Source organism: Gammaproteobacteria bacterium (assembly GCA_035501935.1).
In the GTDB taxonomy this organism is placed as follows: Bacteria; Pseudomonadota; Gammaproteobacteria; order JAJPIJ01; family JAJPIJ01; genus JAJPIJ01.
Map to the genome: position 1 here is coordinate 34,997 of DATJVC010000013.1, position 16,351 is coordinate 51,347.

At 61.3% G+C, this 16,351-nt stretch carries 15 protein-coding genes; 12 read left to right on the forward strand and 3 right to left on the reverse strand.

From position 1 onward, the window contains the following. Window positions 1-42: 42 nt before the first annotated feature. Genes mutH through map form a run of 3 tightly spaced genes read right to left on the reverse strand, consistent with a single transcriptional unit; the run spans window position 43 to window position 4,134 of the window. Window positions 43-720, reverse strand: coding sequence for a DNA mismatch repair endonuclease MutH (mutH, locus tag VMH34_03015; protein ID HTT07743.1), 678 nt, complete (start codon window positions 718-720; stop codon window positions 43-45). Next, the gene (glnD, locus tag VMH34_03020) at window positions 713-3,367 is read right to left on the reverse strand and encodes a [protein-PII] uridylyltransferase (protein ID HTT07744.1); all 2,655 of its coding nucleotides are present in this window, start codon (window positions 3,365-3,367) and stop codon (window positions 713-715) included. Before glnD ends, mutH begins: the two co-directional genes overlap by 8 nt. Further along, window positions 3,364-4,134, reverse strand: coding sequence for a type I methionyl aminopeptidase (gene map, locus VMH34_03025; GenBank protein HTT07745.1), 771 nt, complete (start codon window positions 4,132-4,134; stop codon window positions 3,364-3,366). Before map ends, glnD begins: the two co-directional genes overlap by 4 nt. A 308-nt stretch (window positions 4,135-4,442) precedes the next feature. Here map and rpsB point away from each other — a divergent pair, with 308 nt between their 5' ends. The 12 genes from rpsB to fabZ all read left to right on the forward strand — a co-directional run bounded on the left by rpsB (window position 4,443) and on the right by fabZ (window position 16,349). Further along, entirely contained in the window at window positions 4,443-5,330 is an 888-nt protein-coding gene (gene rpsB, locus VMH34_03030) for a 30S ribosomal protein S2 (protein HTT07746.1), read from the forward strand. 4 nt (window positions 5,331-5,334) lie between these two features. Next, a complete protein-coding gene (gene tsf, locus VMH34_03035; GenBank protein HTT07747.1) occupies window positions 5,335-6,255 on the forward strand; it encodes a translation elongation factor Ts in 921 nt (306 codons plus the stop codon). Between the two features lie 13 nt (window positions 6,256-6,268). Further along, window positions 6,269-7,015 carry a UMP kinase gene (pyrH, locus tag VMH34_03040; protein ID HTT07748.1) on the forward strand — a complete coding sequence of 249 codons (747 nt, stop codon included), beginning with the start codon at window positions 6,269-6,271 and terminating at the stop codon, window positions 7,013-7,015. Next, window positions 7,012-7,569, forward strand: coding sequence for a ribosome recycling factor (frr, locus tag VMH34_03045; protein HTT07749.1), 558 nt, complete (start codon window positions 7,012-7,014; stop codon window positions 7,567-7,569). The genes pyrH and frr overlap by 4 nt, the downstream gene beginning before the upstream one ends. Window positions 7,570-7,602: 33 nt before the next feature. Then, window positions 7,603-8,364, forward strand: coding sequence for an isoprenyl transferase (locus VMH34_03050; protein ID HTT07750.1), 762 nt, complete (start codon window positions 7,603-7,605; stop codon window positions 8,362-8,364). 5 nt (window positions 8,365-8,369) lie between these two features. Beyond that, complete coding sequence (locus VMH34_03055) at window positions 8,370-9,230, forward strand: phosphatidate cytidylyltransferase (protein HTT07751.1); 861 nt, start codon at window positions 8,370-8,372, stop codon at window positions 9,228-9,230. Continuing rightward, window positions 9,224-10,408, forward strand: coding sequence for a 1-deoxy-D-xylulose-5-phosphate reductoisomerase (ispC, locus tag VMH34_03060; protein HTT07752.1), 1,185 nt, complete (start codon window positions 9,224-9,226; stop codon window positions 10,406-10,408). The genes VMH34_03055 and ispC overlap by 7 nt, the downstream gene beginning before the upstream one ends. Continuing rightward, a complete protein-coding gene (gene rseP, locus VMH34_03065; GenBank protein HTT07753.1) occupies window positions 10,405-11,781 on the forward strand; it encodes an RIP metalloprotease RseP in 1,377 nt (458 codons plus the stop codon). The genes ispC and rseP overlap by 4 nt, the downstream gene beginning before the upstream one ends. Window positions 11,782-11,872: 91 nt before the next feature. Beyond that, window positions 11,873-14,125 carry an outer membrane protein assembly factor BamA gene (gene bamA / locus VMH34_03070; protein HTT07754.1) on the forward strand — a complete coding sequence of 751 codons (2,253 nt, stop codon included), beginning with the start codon at window positions 11,873-11,875 and terminating at the stop codon, window positions 14,123-14,125. Window positions 14,126-14,187: 62 nt separating this feature from the next. Further along, window positions 14,188-14,811, forward strand: a complete 624-nt coding sequence (locus tag VMH34_03075; GenBank protein ID HTT07755.1) for an OmpH family outer membrane protein — start codon at window positions 14,188-14,190, stop codon at window positions 14,809-14,811. 34 nt (window positions 14,812-14,845) lie between these two features. Beyond that, window positions 14,846-15,868 (forward strand): UDP-3-O-(3-hydroxymyristoyl)glucosamine N-acyltransferase, encoded by a 1,023-nt coding sequence (gene lpxD / locus VMH34_03080; protein HTT07756.1) that lies wholly within the window; start codon window positions 14,846-14,848, stop codon window positions 15,866-15,868. Window positions 15,869-15,908: 40 nt separating this feature from the next. Continuing rightward, a complete protein-coding gene (gene fabZ, locus VMH34_03085; protein ID HTT07757.1) occupies window positions 15,909-16,349 on the forward strand; it encodes a 3-hydroxyacyl-ACP dehydratase FabZ in 441 nt (146 codons plus the stop codon). Window positions 16,350-16,351: the final 2 nt, after the last annotated feature.

Below are 16,351 nucleotides of genomic sequence, written 5' to 3' on the forward strand. Positions count from 1 at the left end.
TCGCTTGGTACATTAATTATAATGGCATGGCTTGATGGTGAGCTAAAGGCAGACGCGGTTGAGAAGGCGGGAGGTGAAGGTGGCGCGAAGGTAGAAGCCGCGCGGCAGGGTGGCGGTGGGTGCGCCCTCGGCATCATGGCCAGCGGTGCGGGCGCGGCCGTGGGCGGCCTTGGGCCGGATTTGCAGCCAGGTGCCTTGAACGCCACGCACGCTGTCCGTCTGTCCCAGCGCCAGCTGCTCCATGAGTTCCTCCCAATCGGTGCGCAGTTGTTGTTCTTCTTCCGCAGTGGGGCTCCACAGTATGGCTTGACCGACACGGCGATCTTTCAGTTCAACTCCATGTGCGGATTCGATGGGCACCCACAACACGCGCGCAAGCTTTCTGTACACCAGTGAATCGCGCCAACTCAGGGAATGCTGATCGCCATGCGGGACGACACAGAGATAAGTCGATTCACGTGGTTTGCCGTTTGCATCGACCGGGATGGTCTTTATCTCGATGCCGAGCGCGGGTAAATCTGGTTCCGGCCGCGAACCACCGCTGGCGCCGAGCGCACGTTCAATCGATTCGCCGATGACGCCCTTGTGACGCAGCAGATTGGCCGGAAGGGTGACATGCATTTGTGCGGCGATTTCGCCCAAGGTGCGTCCGGCCAGTGAACGCGCACGTGACAGCAATTCCGCTTCGCTGGATGGCGGAGCGGGCCAACGCTCAGTCATTGGCCAGGGCCGTGGTGATGGAGTGGCGCAGGCACTCCAGCTTGACCTCGTCTTTCAGGGGCAGGTTGTCCATGCCGGTGAGATAGAAGATGTCCTCGACGCGCTCGCCGAAGGTGGCGATGCGTGCGTTCTGCAGGCGCACGCCGCAGAAGCGCATGGCCTGCGCGATCCGCGCCAGCACGCCGGGACGATCGGTGGTGATGACTTCCATCATCGTGCGCGCATTCACGGGATCGTCCGAGAACAGCACCTCCGTGGGTATGGTGAAGTGCCGCAACTTGCGACTCAGGCGACGCGTGGGCACCGGTGTTTCGATGTGTTCCTTGATGTTACGCTTGAGCGCGGTGATGATTTCATCGCTGCGCTGCTCGCTCTGGATGATGTCGCCGCTGTCGGCTTCCAGCACGGTGTAGGTATCCAACGTGTAGCCGTTGGTTGAGGTGAGGATGCGTGCCTCCTGGATGTTGAGGCCGAGCGCGCCCAGTGTCTGGGTGGAAATGCTGAACAGACCGTCCTGATCGCGGGTGTAGATGAAAATTTCGCTGCCACCGCGCCTTGTCTCCGGGCGGATGTGAATGAGCGGCTCGCTGGAATCACCGTGAGGCAGGATCACCTGGGCGTGCCAGGCGATCTCCTCGGGCAGGTGGCGCAGGAAGTAATCCTCGCCCATTGTCTGCCACAGTTTCTGCGCCGCCGCCTGATCAATCTGCTGGCTGTGCAACAATGCCATTGCCTCGGTTTGCGTCTCGGCGATGCGTTCCTGCCGCTGGATGGGATTTTCCAAACCACGCCGCAGCGCGTGCAGTGTCTTGCGGTACAACTCGCGCAGCAGTGAATCCTTCCAGCTCGTCCACAGCGTCGGGTTGGTGCTGCGAATATCCGCGACGGTGAGCAGATAGAGATAATCGAGATGCATCTTGTCGCCAAGGGTGCCGGCGAAATTATGGATGACCTTGGGATCGGAGATATCCATGCGCTGGGCGGTTTTGGACATCAGCAGATGATGGCGCACCAGCCAGGCCACCAACTTGCCGTCGAATTCGCTCAGGCCGTGATGGCGGCAAAAGGCGAGGGCTTCGTGCTCGCCCAGTTCCGAGTGGTCGCCGCCGCGCCCCTTGCAGATGTCGTGAAACAATCCGCCGAGGTAAAGTAATTCGGGTTTTGGCAGTTGCGCCATGACCTCGCGGCATAAGGGGAGATCGTCATTTTCGTCCGGGAAGGCCAGTCGGCGCAGATTGCGCACCACGAACAGCGTATGTTCGTCCACCGTGTATACATGGAAGAGATCGAACTGCATGAGACCGACGACTGCGCCGAAGACGGGCAGGTACGCCTCCAGCACGCCGTAGCGGTGCATGCGTTGCAGTTCGTGCCCCAGCCGGCGCGGCTGCCGGATGATCTCCATGAACAGGCTGCGGTTGCGCAGGTCATCGCGGAATGACTCATCGATCATGTGGCGGTGGTTGCGGATGAGCCGGATGGTGCTGGCGCGCACGCCCTGAATCTCCGGCCGTTGCTGCAGGAACAGGAAGATTTCCAACAGGGCAAAAGGATAGCGCTGGAAAATACGGTCATTGCAGACTTCGATGAAACCGTTGCGGATCTGGAAGCGGTTGTTGAGGGGGATGATTTCCACGGGATGGTCGGTGTGCAGGATGGCCTCCTCGAACAATTCCAGCAGCATTTCATTCAGTCGTCGCAATTCCAGCAGCGTGCGATAGAACAACTTCATGAACTGCTCGATGCCGCGGTGGCCGCCCGCGGGGTCACGGAAACCGAATTGCTCGGCGATCAGGCGTTGATGGTCGAACAGCAGCCGGTCCTCGCGCCGGCCGGTGTACAGATGCAGTCCGTAGCGGATGCGCCAGAGAAATTCCTGGCCTGCATCGAGCGTCTGGTATTCCTCCTCGGTCAGGAAGCCGTGGTTCACCAGATCGTGCAGGGTCTCGGCGCCGAAGTGGCGCTTGGCCACCCAGCCGATGACCTGGATGTCACGCAGGCCGCCGGGACCTTCCTTGACGTTGGGCTCCAGATTCTCGGCGGTGTCATGGAATCGGCGATGCCGTGCGTTCTGTTCATCGCATTTGGCCGCGAAGAAGGCCGGCGTGGGCCAGATCTGCGCCGGGCCGGTAATCTCCCGCATCTGCGCGTACAGCGCGCCGTCGCCGTCAAGCATGCGCGCCTCCATGAGATTGGTGGCGACGGTGATGTCCGCCGCCGCCTCGCGCCGGCAATCCCCCAGCGTGCGTGTGCTGTGACCGATGTCCAGCCCGATATCCCAGAGCATGGCGATGAACCGTTCCAGATGCTTGCGTAGTTCCTCAGTGGCCGGTGCGCCGAGGAGGATGGCGATATCGATGTCAGAATGGGGGTGCAATTCGCCGCGACCATAGCCGCCCACGGCCACAAGGGCGACGCCCTCGCGTGGCAGGGAACTGTGCCGCCAGGCGCGCAGCAGTATCTGATCCACGGCGTTCGCGAGGCCATGCACCAATTCGCCGATGGGCGCAGCCGCGAGATAGCGCTGTCGCAATTCCTCGCGCACCGCGGCCAGATGCGTCTTGCAATCCGCCTGCGTGGCGTCAGCGGCGAGCGCGGGCAACGGGGCGATACCCGCGATCTCCGGCATGGAGGCGGGGGTCGTCAATGAAATTTTTCGTCCGGGCGCCGGGTCAGCACCTCATAGCCGCCGTGCGTGACCAGCACGGTATGTTCCCACTGCGCCGACAGGCTGCGATCGCGGGTGACCACCGTCCAACCGTCGGGCAGGAGCGTGACGTGACGCTTGCCGGCGTTGACCATTGGCTCGATGGTGAAGGTCATGCCTTCCTCCAGCTTGAGACCGGTGCCGGGTGTGCCGTAGTGCAGTATCTGCGGTTCCTCATGAAACTGCCGGCCGATGCCGTGGCCGCAATATTCGCGCACCACGGAGAAATGATGCGATTCGGCGTGGCGCTGGATGGCGGCGCCAATGTCGCCCAGCCGGGCCCCGGGCCTCACCATCTCGATGCCGATGCGCATGCACTCGTAGGTGATGTCGATGAGCCGCCGGGCGCGGATCGAGGGTTCGCCGACGATGAACATCTTGCTGGTGTCGCCGTGGAAGCCGTCCTTGATGACGGTCACGTCGATATTGATGATGTCGCCGTCCTTCAATATCCGGTCGCTGGGGATGCCGTGGCAGACCACGTGGTTGATCGAGGTGCAGATTGACTTGGGAAAACCGCGGTAATTAAGCGGCGCCGGCACCGCACGCTGCGTCGTGGTGATGTAGTCGTGGCAGATCCGATCCAATTCGTTGGTGGTGATGCCCGCCCGCACGTGCGGGGCGACCATCTCCAGCACCTCCGCCGCCAGCCGGCCGGCGGTGCGCATGGATTCGATTTCCTGCGATGTCTTTATGCTCACTGGCATGTCAGCGGCCGTATGCACGGCATTTTCAAATATGGGACAAAATTAATGAGCCGCACGGGTACCCCGGCGGCGCGGTTTGTTGCATTGCTGCATCTATGGTATAAAGCGCCCGCTTTTGAAGCAATCTATTGCTTTGGAAGCCTAATCCACACACGCAGCAGGTGCTTGAATTACGGTTCCCAGGAGACGCGGAACGGTAAGGCAAGTTCCAATCCGCCGGCCGGGTGCCCCCTTGGGGGTCAGCCGCGGAATGCGTGGAGGCCGGGGTCTTCAAGACCCCCCAAAACCCAACAATGAGGAGTCAATACATGGCAGAAGTCAGCATGCGCCAGATGCTGGAGGCCGGCGTTCATTTCGGCCACCAGACCCGTTTCTGGCATCCCAAAATGGCCCCCTTTATCTTCGGGGAGCGCAATAAAGTTCATATCATCAATCTGGAAAAGACCCTGCCGTTGTTCAACGACGCGGTCAATTTCATCGGCAAACTGGCCGCCCGCAAGGGCACGGTGTTGTTCGTCGGTACCAAGAAGGCCGCCCAAGAGACCGTGCGGGCGGAGGCCATGCGCTGCGGCATGCCTTGGGTGGATCGGCGCTGGACTGGCGGAATGCTCACCAATTTCAAGACGGTCAGGCAGTCCATCAAGCGCCTGCGCGAACTGGAGACCCTGCAACAGGAGGGGGGGTTGGAGCGCCTGACCAAACGCGAGGCGCTGACCATGACCCGCGAACTGGAGAAGCTCAATAAGAGCCTGGCCGGCATCAAGAACATGAATGGGTTGCCGGACGTGCTGTTCGTGATTGACATCGGCCATGAACGCATCGCCGTGGCGGAGGCCCGGAAACTGAACATCCCGGTGGTCGGCATCGTCGACACCAACAATAATCCCGACGGCATCGACTACCCCATCCCCGGCAACGATGACGCCATCCGTTCCATACAACTCTACGCCAGGGCGATGGCCGACGCGATCCTGGATTCGCGGCTGGCTGCCGTGGAGGCGGCGACCGGGAAAGGTGATGAATTCATCGAATTGAACGAACAGGGTGAACCGGTGGTGGACGTGGCGGCGCCCGAGGACGAAACCCCCAAGGGCGCGCGCAAAAAGCCTGCGCGCCGCGCACCACCGCCCAAAAAGAAGGCCACAGTGAAGAAAAAGGCGCCGCGTGCCCACGCGGCGGCAGCGGACAAGGAATAGACCGATGGAAATCACGGCATCCCAGGTCAGGGAACTGCGCGAGCGTTCCGGCGCCGGCATGATGGAGTGCAAGAAGGCGCTGGTGGAGTCCAGCGGCGACATCGAAGCGGCGGCGGAGTGGCTGCGCAAGAACGGCATCGCCAAGGCGGTCAAGAAGTCCGCGCGCGTGGCGGCGGAAGGCGGCATCGTCCTGAAGCAGGCCGGCAATCGCGCCGTGTTGGTGGAGGTCAACAGCGAGACCGATTTTGTCGCCAAGGATGAGAATTTCCGCGGGTTTGCCGAGGCGGTGGGCGACACTGTGCTCAAGCACAAACCGGCCGGCATCGAAAAACTGATGGCCCTCCCCTTGGAAGGCGGCGCAGGCGAAACGGTGGAGGCCGCGCGCACCACGCTGGTGGCCAAGCTGGGCGAGAACATCTCGGTACGCCGCTTCGAGGGCGCGGAAACGTCGGGCGGCCACATCGGCGCCTACCTGCACGGCGCGCGGATCGGCGTGCTGGTGGATGTGCACGGTGGCGATGAAGCATTGGCCAGGGATCTGGCCATGCACATCGCGGCCAGCCGGCCGGTGTGCGTCTCGGAGGAACAGGTGCCGGCCGATCTGGTCGCCAAGGAGAAGGAAATTTTCATGGCCCAGGCCGCCGACAGCGGCAAACCGCCCAACATCATCGAGAAAATGGTCGAGGGCAAGCTCAAGAAATTCGTGAGCGAGGTCAGTCTGCTTGGCCAGCCATTCGTTAAAGATCCCGAGATCACGGTGGGCAAATTACTGGCCAAATCAGGCGCCGGCGTGAAGTCATTCTTGCGCATGGAGGTCGGCGAGGGCATCGAAAAGAAAACCGGGGATTTCGCCGCGGAAGTCATGGCCCAGGCCAAGAAAGTAGAAGATCCACCGAAAGACCCTAAAGACCCGGCCAAACACTGATAATAAAAAATCTATGACAGTCGATGCCGTCGGCACGCCCAAGTATAAACGCGTCCTCATCAAGCTCAGCGGCGAGGCGTTGATGGGCGACGCCGACTACGGCATCGATCCAGGCGTGCTCCGCCGTCTGGCCGCCGAGGTCAAGCAGATGACAGCGGCCTCCGTGCAGGTGTCCATGGTCATCGGCGGCGGCAACATGCTGCGCGGCGCGGGTCTCGCCGCCGCCGGCATGGATCGCGTCACCGCCGATCACATGGGTATGCTCGCAACCGTCATCAATGCCCTGGCTTTGCAGGATGCGCTGGAGCATGCCGGCATGTATTGCCGCGTCATGTCGGCGATCAAGATCAATCAGATCTGTGAGGACTACATCCGCCGCCGTGCCGTCCGTCACCTGGAGAAGGGACGGGTTGTGGTATTCGCCGCCGGGACCGGCAACCCCTTTTTTACCACGGATACCGCCGCCAGCCTCCGCGCGGTGGAGATCAACGCCAATCTGATGATCAAGGCCACCAAGGTGAACGGAGTTTATGCCGAAGATCCGATGCGAAATCCGGGCGCTGAACGATACACGCATCTGCATTATGATGAAGTGCTGGCGCGCAAGCTCAACGTGATGGATGCCACCGCCGTGGTATTATGCCGCGACAACCACATGCCGCTGCGGGTGCTCGATATGACCCGCGAAGGCGCCATGCTGCGGGTTGTGATGGGTGAGGACGTGGGCACACTGGTGGACGGTGGCGGAGGCCGGCAATGATCGAGGATGTCACCCGCGACGCGGACAAGCGCATGCAGAAGGCGCTTGAGGCGCTGAAACAGGCGCTGACCAAACTGCGCACCGGGCGCGCCAGCACCGCCCTGCTCGAACACATCACCGTCGAGTATTACGGTTCGCAGATGCCGCTCAATCAAGTGTCCAACGTCAGCGTTCATGATGCGCGCACGCTTACCATCACCCCCTGGGACAAGAACATGGTGGCGCCGATTGAGAAGGCGATCATGACCTCCGATCTGGGGTTGACGCCGACCACGGCGGGGACGGTGATCCGCATCCCCCTGCCGCCGCTCACCGAGGAGCGCCGACGCGATCTGACCAAGGTCGTGCGGCACGAGGCCGAAAATGCCCGCGTGGCGATCCGCAACGTCCGGCGCGACGCCATGCAGATGCTGAAGGACCTGGTCAAGGAAAAGGAAATCAGTGAGGACGACGAACGGCGGGCGCATGAGAAAGTGCAAAAACTGACAGACGATTACATCGCCAAAGCCGACGAGAGCATGTCAAAAAAAGAAAAAGAGTTGATGGAAGTTTGACGGGACTCGTCATCTTTTCCTTAACCCAGTCCTGTGGACGCGAACCCCTCACTGCCGCGACACGTCGCCATCATCATGGATGGCAACGGCCGCTGGGCGCAGCAACGCGGGCTGCCCCGCATCGCCGGCCATCGCGCCGGTGTGGAGGCGGTGCGCGGACTGGTCAAGAGCTGCACTGCCAGGGGTATCGAAGTGCTGACGCTGTTTGCCTTCAGCAGCGAGAACTGGCGGCGTCCCAGGGCCGAGGTGCGCCTGCTGTTGGAATTGTTTGTCTCGGCGCTGCGTCAGGAGGTGGAGAAGCTTCACGAGAACAACGTGCGCCTGCGGATCATCGGCGAACGTGGTCAGTTTCCTGTCTCGCTGCAACGTGCCATCGCCGAGGCCGAGGCGCTGACCCGCAACAATTCCGGGCTCACGCTGGTCATTGCCGCCAGTTACGGCGGCCGCTGGGATATCACCCGGGCCGTGCGCCGGCTGGCGGAGAAGGCGGCGAGCGGCGCCCTGTCCCCCGCAGCAATTACCGAGGAACAGGTGGCGGATGAACTCTGCCTGCACGATCTGCCCGAGCCGGATCTGTTCATCCGCTCCGGCGGCGAGCAGCGCATCAGCAATTACCTGTTGTGGCAACTGGCCTATACGGAGTTGTATTTCACGGATTGCCTGTGGCCTGATTTTGATGAACAGCAGTTCGAACTGGCGCTGGCCAGCTATGCCAGGCGCCAGCGCCGCTTTGGCCGGACCGGCGAACAGGTGGGCGGCATGTTGCGGCCCCGGCGTGCCGGGGAGTTGACATAATAAGAATGTCATGGAGGACCTCCGGGCGGCGCGAATTGCGCGATCGCATACTGACCGCGCTGGCATTGGCGCTGGCCGCACTGGCGGCCATCGCCTGGCTGCCCGTCACGCTGCTCGCGGCAGCACTCGCGGTGGTGGTATTGATGGGCGCGTGGGAGTGGGCGAGGCTCGCCGGTTATGCCGTTCCCGCCGCCCGCTGCGCGTATGTGGTGTTCACGGCGCTGGCGTTAGTCTGGATTTATCACGTCTCCGCCAACCCGACATGGCGCGGGCTCATCATGCAGTTGGCCGTGGTATGGTGGTTCCTCGCGTCCTGGCGGATTTGGCAATGTCAGATCCTGCATAGCCGGCCTGCGGAGGGTGCTGCTTTTACGGCACTGGAAGGCTGGCTGGTGCTCATCCCGGCTTGGTTGGGTCTGCTATGGCTGTGCGCTGAAGCCAAACCCTGGGTCTATGCGCTGCTGGCGATAATATGGCTGGCGGATACAGCGGCCTATGGAGTAGGCAGGCGTTTTGGCCGGCGTCGCCTCGCGGACCAAATCAGTCCGGCCAAGAGTTGGGAGGGTGTGGCCGGGGCCTTGGGCGCGGTGGCGCTGCTGGCCGTGGTGACCGGAATTTTGCGGGGCTGGCCATGGTCGAAAACGTTAACCTGGGTGGGGGTGGCGTTGGTTACCGTGGTGGCCTCTGTAGTCGGCGATTTGACGGAAAGCCTGTATAAACGGCGGGCGGGGGTGAAAGACAGCGGCCGTTGCCTGCCCGGCCATGGTGGCATACTGGACAGGATAGACAGCCTGACGGCGGCCGTGCCAGTGTACTGGCTCGGCATGCAGGGGCTGAAATGGTCTCAAGGGGACTGGCAATGGTAAACGGCGTGACCATACTCGGTTCCACCGGCACGATCGGCGTGAATACGCTCGACGTGATTTCCCGACATCACGATCGCTATCGTGTCGTGGCCCTGGCCGCACATCGCAATGTGGATGCCCTCCTGGCGCAGTGTCGTGTCTGGCGGCCGGCCTATGCGGCGCTGGCGGATGAACGCAGCGCGGACACGCTGCGGTCGCAACTGAGGAGTGAAGGCCTGGCCACCGAGGTGCTGGGAGGCGCGCGGGCGATTGAAACCGTTGTCGCGCTGCCGGAGGCGCAGTCCGTCATGGCGGCCATCGTCGGCGCGGCGGGCCTGCTGCCCACGCTGGCGGCGGCGCGCGCGGGCAAGCGCGTCCTGCTGGCCAACAAGGAGGCGCTGGTCATGTCCGGGCGCCTGTTCATGGAGGCGGTGCGCCAGAATGGCGCCACCCTGCTGCCCATCGACAGCGAACACAATGCACTTTTCCAATGTATGCCCACGGGATTCGAGCAGGGGCTGGAACGGATGGGCGTGCGCCGCATTTTATTGACGGGTTCCGGCGGCCCCTTCCGCTGCACGCCGCCGCAGGAGCTTGCCGCCGTCACGCCGGAGCAGGCCTGCGCGCATCCGAACTGGGTGATGGGCCGCAAGATTTCCGTGGACTCGGCGACGATGATGAACAAGGGACTGGAGATCATCGAGGCCTGCTGGCTGTTCAACACCACGCAGGACAAGATACAGGTGGTCATCCATCCCCAGAGCATCATTCATTCCATGGTGGAGTACGCCGACGGCTCGGTGCTGGCGCAACTCGGCAATCCGGACATGCGCACCCCGATCGCGCATGCGCTGGCGTGGCCGGAGCGCATGGAATCGGGCGTTGCCAGCCTCGATCTGTTTGCGCGCGCGCATTTCGATTTCGAACCGCCGGATGAACGGCGCTTTCCATGCCTGCGTCTGGCCCGTCAGGCGCTTGCACAGGGCGGCACCGCCACTGCCATCCTGAATGCCGCAAATGAGGAGGCGGTGGCGGCGTTTTTGGAACGCCGCGCCGGCTATCTGCAGATTCCGGAACTGATAGAGATGGCGCTTGAAGCGGTGCCGTCGCATCCTGCAGCCTCGCTCGACGTGATTTTGCGCGACGACGCATCGGCGCGCGATTGTGTGCACCGCCGCCTGCGCGAGGCCGCAGCATGAGCATCCTGACGGCGGTGGTCGCGTTCATAGCGGCGATCTGCATCTTGGTGACCATCCATGAGTACGGTCACTTCTGGGTGGCCCGGCGGTTGGGTGTCAAAATCCTGCGTTTTTCGATCGGTTTTGGGCAGCCGTTGTGGAAGTGGCGTGTGGGCAGGGATCAAACGGAGCTGACGGTGGCGGCCATTCCACTCGGCGGCTATGTGAAGATGCTGGACGAGCGCGAAGGCGAAGTGCCGGCGGCGGAATTGCATCGCGCCTTCAACCGCAAGCCACTCCTGAGCCGCGCGCTGGTCGTGCTCGCAGGCCCCCTGGCCAATTTTCTGTTCGCCATGCTGGCATATACCGTGGTCTATGTGATTGGCGTGGAGGGCATCAAGCCGGTGATCGGCGAGGTGCAACCCGGAAGCCCCGCGGCGCTGGCTGGCCTGCAGCGCAACGATGAAATCGTGGCCATTGATGACGAGGCCACGCCGACCTGGGGCAATGTCATTGAAATCACGCTGCCGCGGGTGCTGGAACATTCCACATTACATGTGCGCACACGTGACGCCGCCGGCGAGGAGCACCTGCGCATGCTGCCGTTGGATGGATTGCGCATCGACGATGTCACCCGTGGTGATTTGTTCAAGAAGCTGGGCTTCGAACAGTTTCAACCGGTATATACGCCGGTGATTCAGAAGGTCCTCTCCGGCGGTGCGGCGGCGCGCGCGGGTCTGCAGGCCGGCGATCGGCTGATGGAACTGGACGGCCGGCCGCTGCGCAACAGCGCGCAGTTCATAGATGCCGTGGCGGCAAAGCCCGATAACCCGCTGATCCTCGAGATTGAACGACAGGGGCGTCCAATGACTTTGACGGTCACACCGCAGTCAGTGGCGGACAAGGACAAGGGGCATGTCGGGCGCATCAATGCCGTAATCGCCGTGCCGGAAGAAGCGCGCAGCGAAATGCAGCGCCTCTTCGCGGTTGAGCGTTATGGCGTGATCGGTGCCGTTCACAAGGCCTGGGATCGCAGCTGGCAGATTTCGTGGCTGACGCTCAAGTTGATGGCCAGCATGATCCGGCGCGAGGCCTCGCTGGACAACATCAGCGGCCCAATCAGCATCGCCCAGTATGCCGGCCGTTCGCTCAGCCTGGGCGCGGCGCGGTTTCTGGAATTCATGGCATTCGTCAGCATCAGCCTGTTTGTGCTGAATCTGCTGCCGGTGCCGCTACTGGATGGCGGGCATTTAATGTATTACCTTATTGAGTTTGTGGTACGCAGGCCGCTGCCGGAATCCGTGCAGGCAGTGGGGCAGCAGGTGGGATTGGTATTGTTGCTGATGCTGATGGGACTGGCGTTTTACAACGACATCCTGCGACTGTGGTCTTGACGCCCATCGTTGCAGTCCATGCAATAACTATATAAAAAAGATGCGATTAGTCAATTATATTAACAGGCTCCTTTATGTGTGCCTGACGCTTGTGGCGCTGCTTCCGCAGCCGTCCTATGCCATGGAATCCTTCGTGGTCCGGGACATACGCTTGGAGGGCCTATCCCGTATCTCCCCCGGCACGGTGTTCAATTATCTGCCGGTCAAGGTCGGCGACAACTTCGATGAAGGCAAATCGGCCGATGCGGTCAAGGCCCTGTTCAAGACCGGCCTGTTCGACGACGTCAAACTGGAGCGCGACGGCGATGTGTTGGTGGTGAAGGTCAAGGAGCGCCGCGCCATTGCGCAGATCAACATCACCGGCAACAGCGACATCAAGACCGAGGACCTGCTGAAGGGTCTCAAGGACAATGGCTTCGCCGAGGGCGAGGTCTACGATAAGTCCAAGCTGGATCGAGTCGCGCTGGAATTGCAACGGCAGTATTTCTCGCAAGGTAAATATGGTGTCAAGATCGACACCAAGGTGACGGACCTCGACAACAACCGGGTCGCCATCGCCATCAGCATCTCCGAGGGGCGGGTGGCGCGCATCAAACAGATCAATATCGTCGGCAACAAGGTATTCAGCGAGAAGGAATTACTCAAGCAATTCAAGCTGTCAACGCCGACCGCCTTTTCATTTTTCACCCGCGCCGACCAATATTCCAAACAGAAGCTGGGGGCCGATCTGGAATCGCTGCGGTCCTTCTATCTCGACCGCGGTTACATCAACTTCAATGTGGAATCCACCCAGGTGTCCATCACTCCGGACAAGAATGACGTCTATGTGACCGTGAATATCACCGAGGGCAACCAGTATAGCCTGGACGATGTCAAACTGGCGGGTGAGTTGATTGTCCCGCAGGAGGATTTGTTCAAGGTGGTGCGCACGCGCAAGGGCATGATTTTCTCGCGCAAGGATGCCACCGACAGCACGAAGGGCGTCACCGAGCGGCTGGGCAAGGATGGTTATGCATTCGCCAACGTCAATGCCGTGCCGGACATTCATGCCGACAAGAAGACCATCACCCTCACTTATTTCATCGATCCCGGCAAACGGGTGTACGTTCGCCGCATCAATTTCTTCGGCAACACCAAGACGCGCGATGAGGTATTGCGGCGTGAAATGCGGCAACTGGAGGGCGCCTATCTAGACACCGCCAAGGTCGAGCGCTCGAAGGTGCGCCTGCAGCGCCTGGATTATTTCAAATCGGTCAATGTCGAGACCCCGGCCGTTCCAGGCACGACCGACCAGGTGGACGTCAATTTCACCGTGGAGGAGAAGCCTTCCGGGAATCTGCTGCTGGGACTGGGCTTCTCGCAATCGCAGGGCCTTATTTTCAACAGCAGCGTCACCCAGGATAATTTCCTGGGCAGCGGCAAGCGCGTTGATTTCGCCTTCAACAACAGCGACGTGAACCGCGCCTATCGGCTGGGCTATCTCGATCCTTACTGGACAGTGGACGGCGTGAGCCAGGGGTACAGCATCGGTTATCAGGAAACCAATTCTTCCGATTTGAACATCGTCCAGTTTGATTCGGCCACGTTCAACGTGGGCACGGAATTCGGCATCCCCCTGACCGAGTACAACAGCATCGACATCGGATTGCAATACGAGAAAACAAATATCTCAAATACGAACAGCTTGACGACACAGCAGGTGCTCGATTTTCTTGCGCGGGAAGGGCATAACTACGACGATATAAAGTTGACAAGCAGTTTCGCCTATGACACACGCAACAAGGCCTTCCTGCCGGATCGCGGTACCTTGCACAAGATATCTGTCGAACTGGCCACGCCGGGCGGTGACCTGGAATATTACAAGATGTTCTATGATGCGCGCTGGTTCTATCCGCTGACGGATACCTATACGCTGGCGCTGCACGGCCGTTTTGGCTACGGCGATAGTTATGGAAGGACTCAGGAATTGCCGTTCTTCGAGAACTTCTACGCCGGTGGCCCGCGTACTGTGCGGGGTTACGAGGAAAATACGCTGGGTCCCAAGGATGCGAACGATCTGGCCACGGGCGGGAATGTCGAGATAATAGGCAATGCCGAGGTGATCCTGCCGGTGCCTTATCTATCCGACATCGAATCGCTGCGTATTTCCGGTTTCCTGGATACGGGCAATATATACGGCGTCAATGAAAGCGTGGATCTCGGCCAATTGCGCTATTCCGCGGGATTGGCGGGTTTGTGGCAGTCACCCTTTGGTGTGTTGACCATCAGCGTTGCCCAGCCCTTCAACACCCAATCCAGTGACCGGACCCAGGCATTCCAGTTTACATTCGGCACTTCCTTCTAAAACCGGCCGTCCGACGGTAAGATCGCGCCGTCGATGACAGTCCTTAACTTTGGAGCATGACCTTGAAAAATCTGAAACTGATTCGTACCGTCCTGATGGCCGCCGCCGTTTTGTCGATGACGCCCGCCGCAGGCGCCGAGGATTTGAAGATCGGCGTCGTCAATGTCATCAAGGTGCTCGATGGATCCCCACAGGCCCAGAAGGCCAGCAAGGCGCTCGAAAGGGAATTCTCCACCCGCCAGAAGGACTTGACCGGCATGCAGAAGTCACTCAAGGATATGCAGGATAAGTTCAGCAAGGATGGCGCCACGATGGCGGATACCGAGGCGCAGCAGATGGAGCGGGACATCACCACCAAGCAGCGCGATCTGCGCCGTGCCCAGGATGAATACCGCGAGGACTTCAACCTCCGACGCAGCGAAGAATTGGGCAAGATGCAGAAGGAGATCATCCAGACCATCCAGGCCGTGGCCAAGGAACAGGGCTTCGATCTCGTGCTGGGCGATGCGCTCTATGCCAGCAGCAAGGCGGACATCACCGCCGCCGTTCTGGATCGCCTGAGAAAAACGGGAGGCGCCGATACCGACAGCGCCGCCGAAGACAAGAAATCGTCCGGAACCTCGGGCGCCGGCAATGCAGCGGCCGCGGCGAGGAAACCGGGCGGCGCCGCCGGGGATCTACCCTGACGGCGGCTCGACCCCGCCGCGAGGGCCCTCTGACGTGGGTTCCAAGACGGGTCACAAAACCCTGGGAGAGCTGGCGGCGCATGTTGGCGCCGAGTTGCACGGCGACCCAAAGGTTACCGTGCGGCGTCTGGCGACGCTGGATCAGGCCGGGGCCGGCGATCTGTCCTTTCTCTACAACCGTCGCTACCGCAAGTTTCTGAAGGTGACCGCCGCTTCCGCGGTCATTCTCTCGCCGGCGGATGCGGCTGACTGCGCGGTAGCCACCCTGGTAATGGACAATCCATATCTGGGTTATGCGCGCGCCGCGAATCTGCTCACTGCCATGCCACCACCACCGGGTGGCGTGCATGCGACGGCGGCCGTGCATCCGGAGGCGCGCGTGGATCCTACCGCGATGGTGGGGCCCCACGCGGTGGTGGAGGCTGGCGCGGAAGTGGGCGAGCACGTGATGCTGGAGGCGGGCTGTGTAGTGCAGCACGGCTGCCGTATCGGCGGCCACAGCCGGATCGAGGCCAACGCGGTGGTGGGGACGGGGGTGACGGTGGGACGGCGCTGCATAATCCACGCCGGCGCGATCATCGGCGCCGATGGCTTCGGCTTTGCACGCGACGGACAGCAATGGGTGAAAATACCGCAAATGGGAGGTGTGCATATCGGTGATGATGTGGAGATCGGCGCCAACACGACCATCGATCGCGGCGCCTTGAAGGACACTCTCATCGAAGATGGTGTCAAGATCGACAATTTGGTCCAGATCGGGCACAACTGCCGCATCGGCGCCCACACCGCAATTGCCGGGTGTGTGGGTATCGCCGGCAGCGTGACGATCGGCCGAAGGTGTCTCATCGGCGGCGCCGTCGGCATCGCCGGCCATCTTGAGATCGCGGATGATGTCACTGTGACGGCCATGAGCGGCGTGCACAAATCGATTTTGAAGCCGGGGGTGTATTCCTCCGGCTGGCCGGTGCAGGAGAACAGGACCTGGCACCGCTATCTGGCCCAGATAAGCCGGCTGGCCCGCGGCCCGAAACAATCCGCGCGGAATGACGATGAATAAAGGGCACACACCGGGAGCGGGTGCCGCCAGCGCGGTCACGATGGATGTCCACGACATCCTGCGGCTGCTGCCGCACCGTCATCCCTTTCTGCTGGTGGACAAGGTGCTGGCATGCACGCCGGATCGTTCCATCAGCGTGGTCAAGAACGTCACCTATAATGAACCGTTTTTCCCCGGGCACTTCCCCAACCGTCCCATCATGCCCGGCGTATTGATCCTCGAGGCGATGGCACAGGCCACCGGTCTGCTGGCCTTTTATTCCCGCGGCGAAACGCCCAATGACGGCACCATGTATTATCTGGTGGGCGTGGACAAGGCGCGCTTCAAAAAGCCCGTCGAGCCGGGAGATCAATTGATCCTGGACATCACGCTGGATCGCCGCATCCGCGACATCTACCGGTTCATCGGCGAAGGCAGGGTTGGGAGTGAAGTCGTGTGCACGGCGGAATTTCTCACCACGAAGATGGAATTCAGGCGATGAGC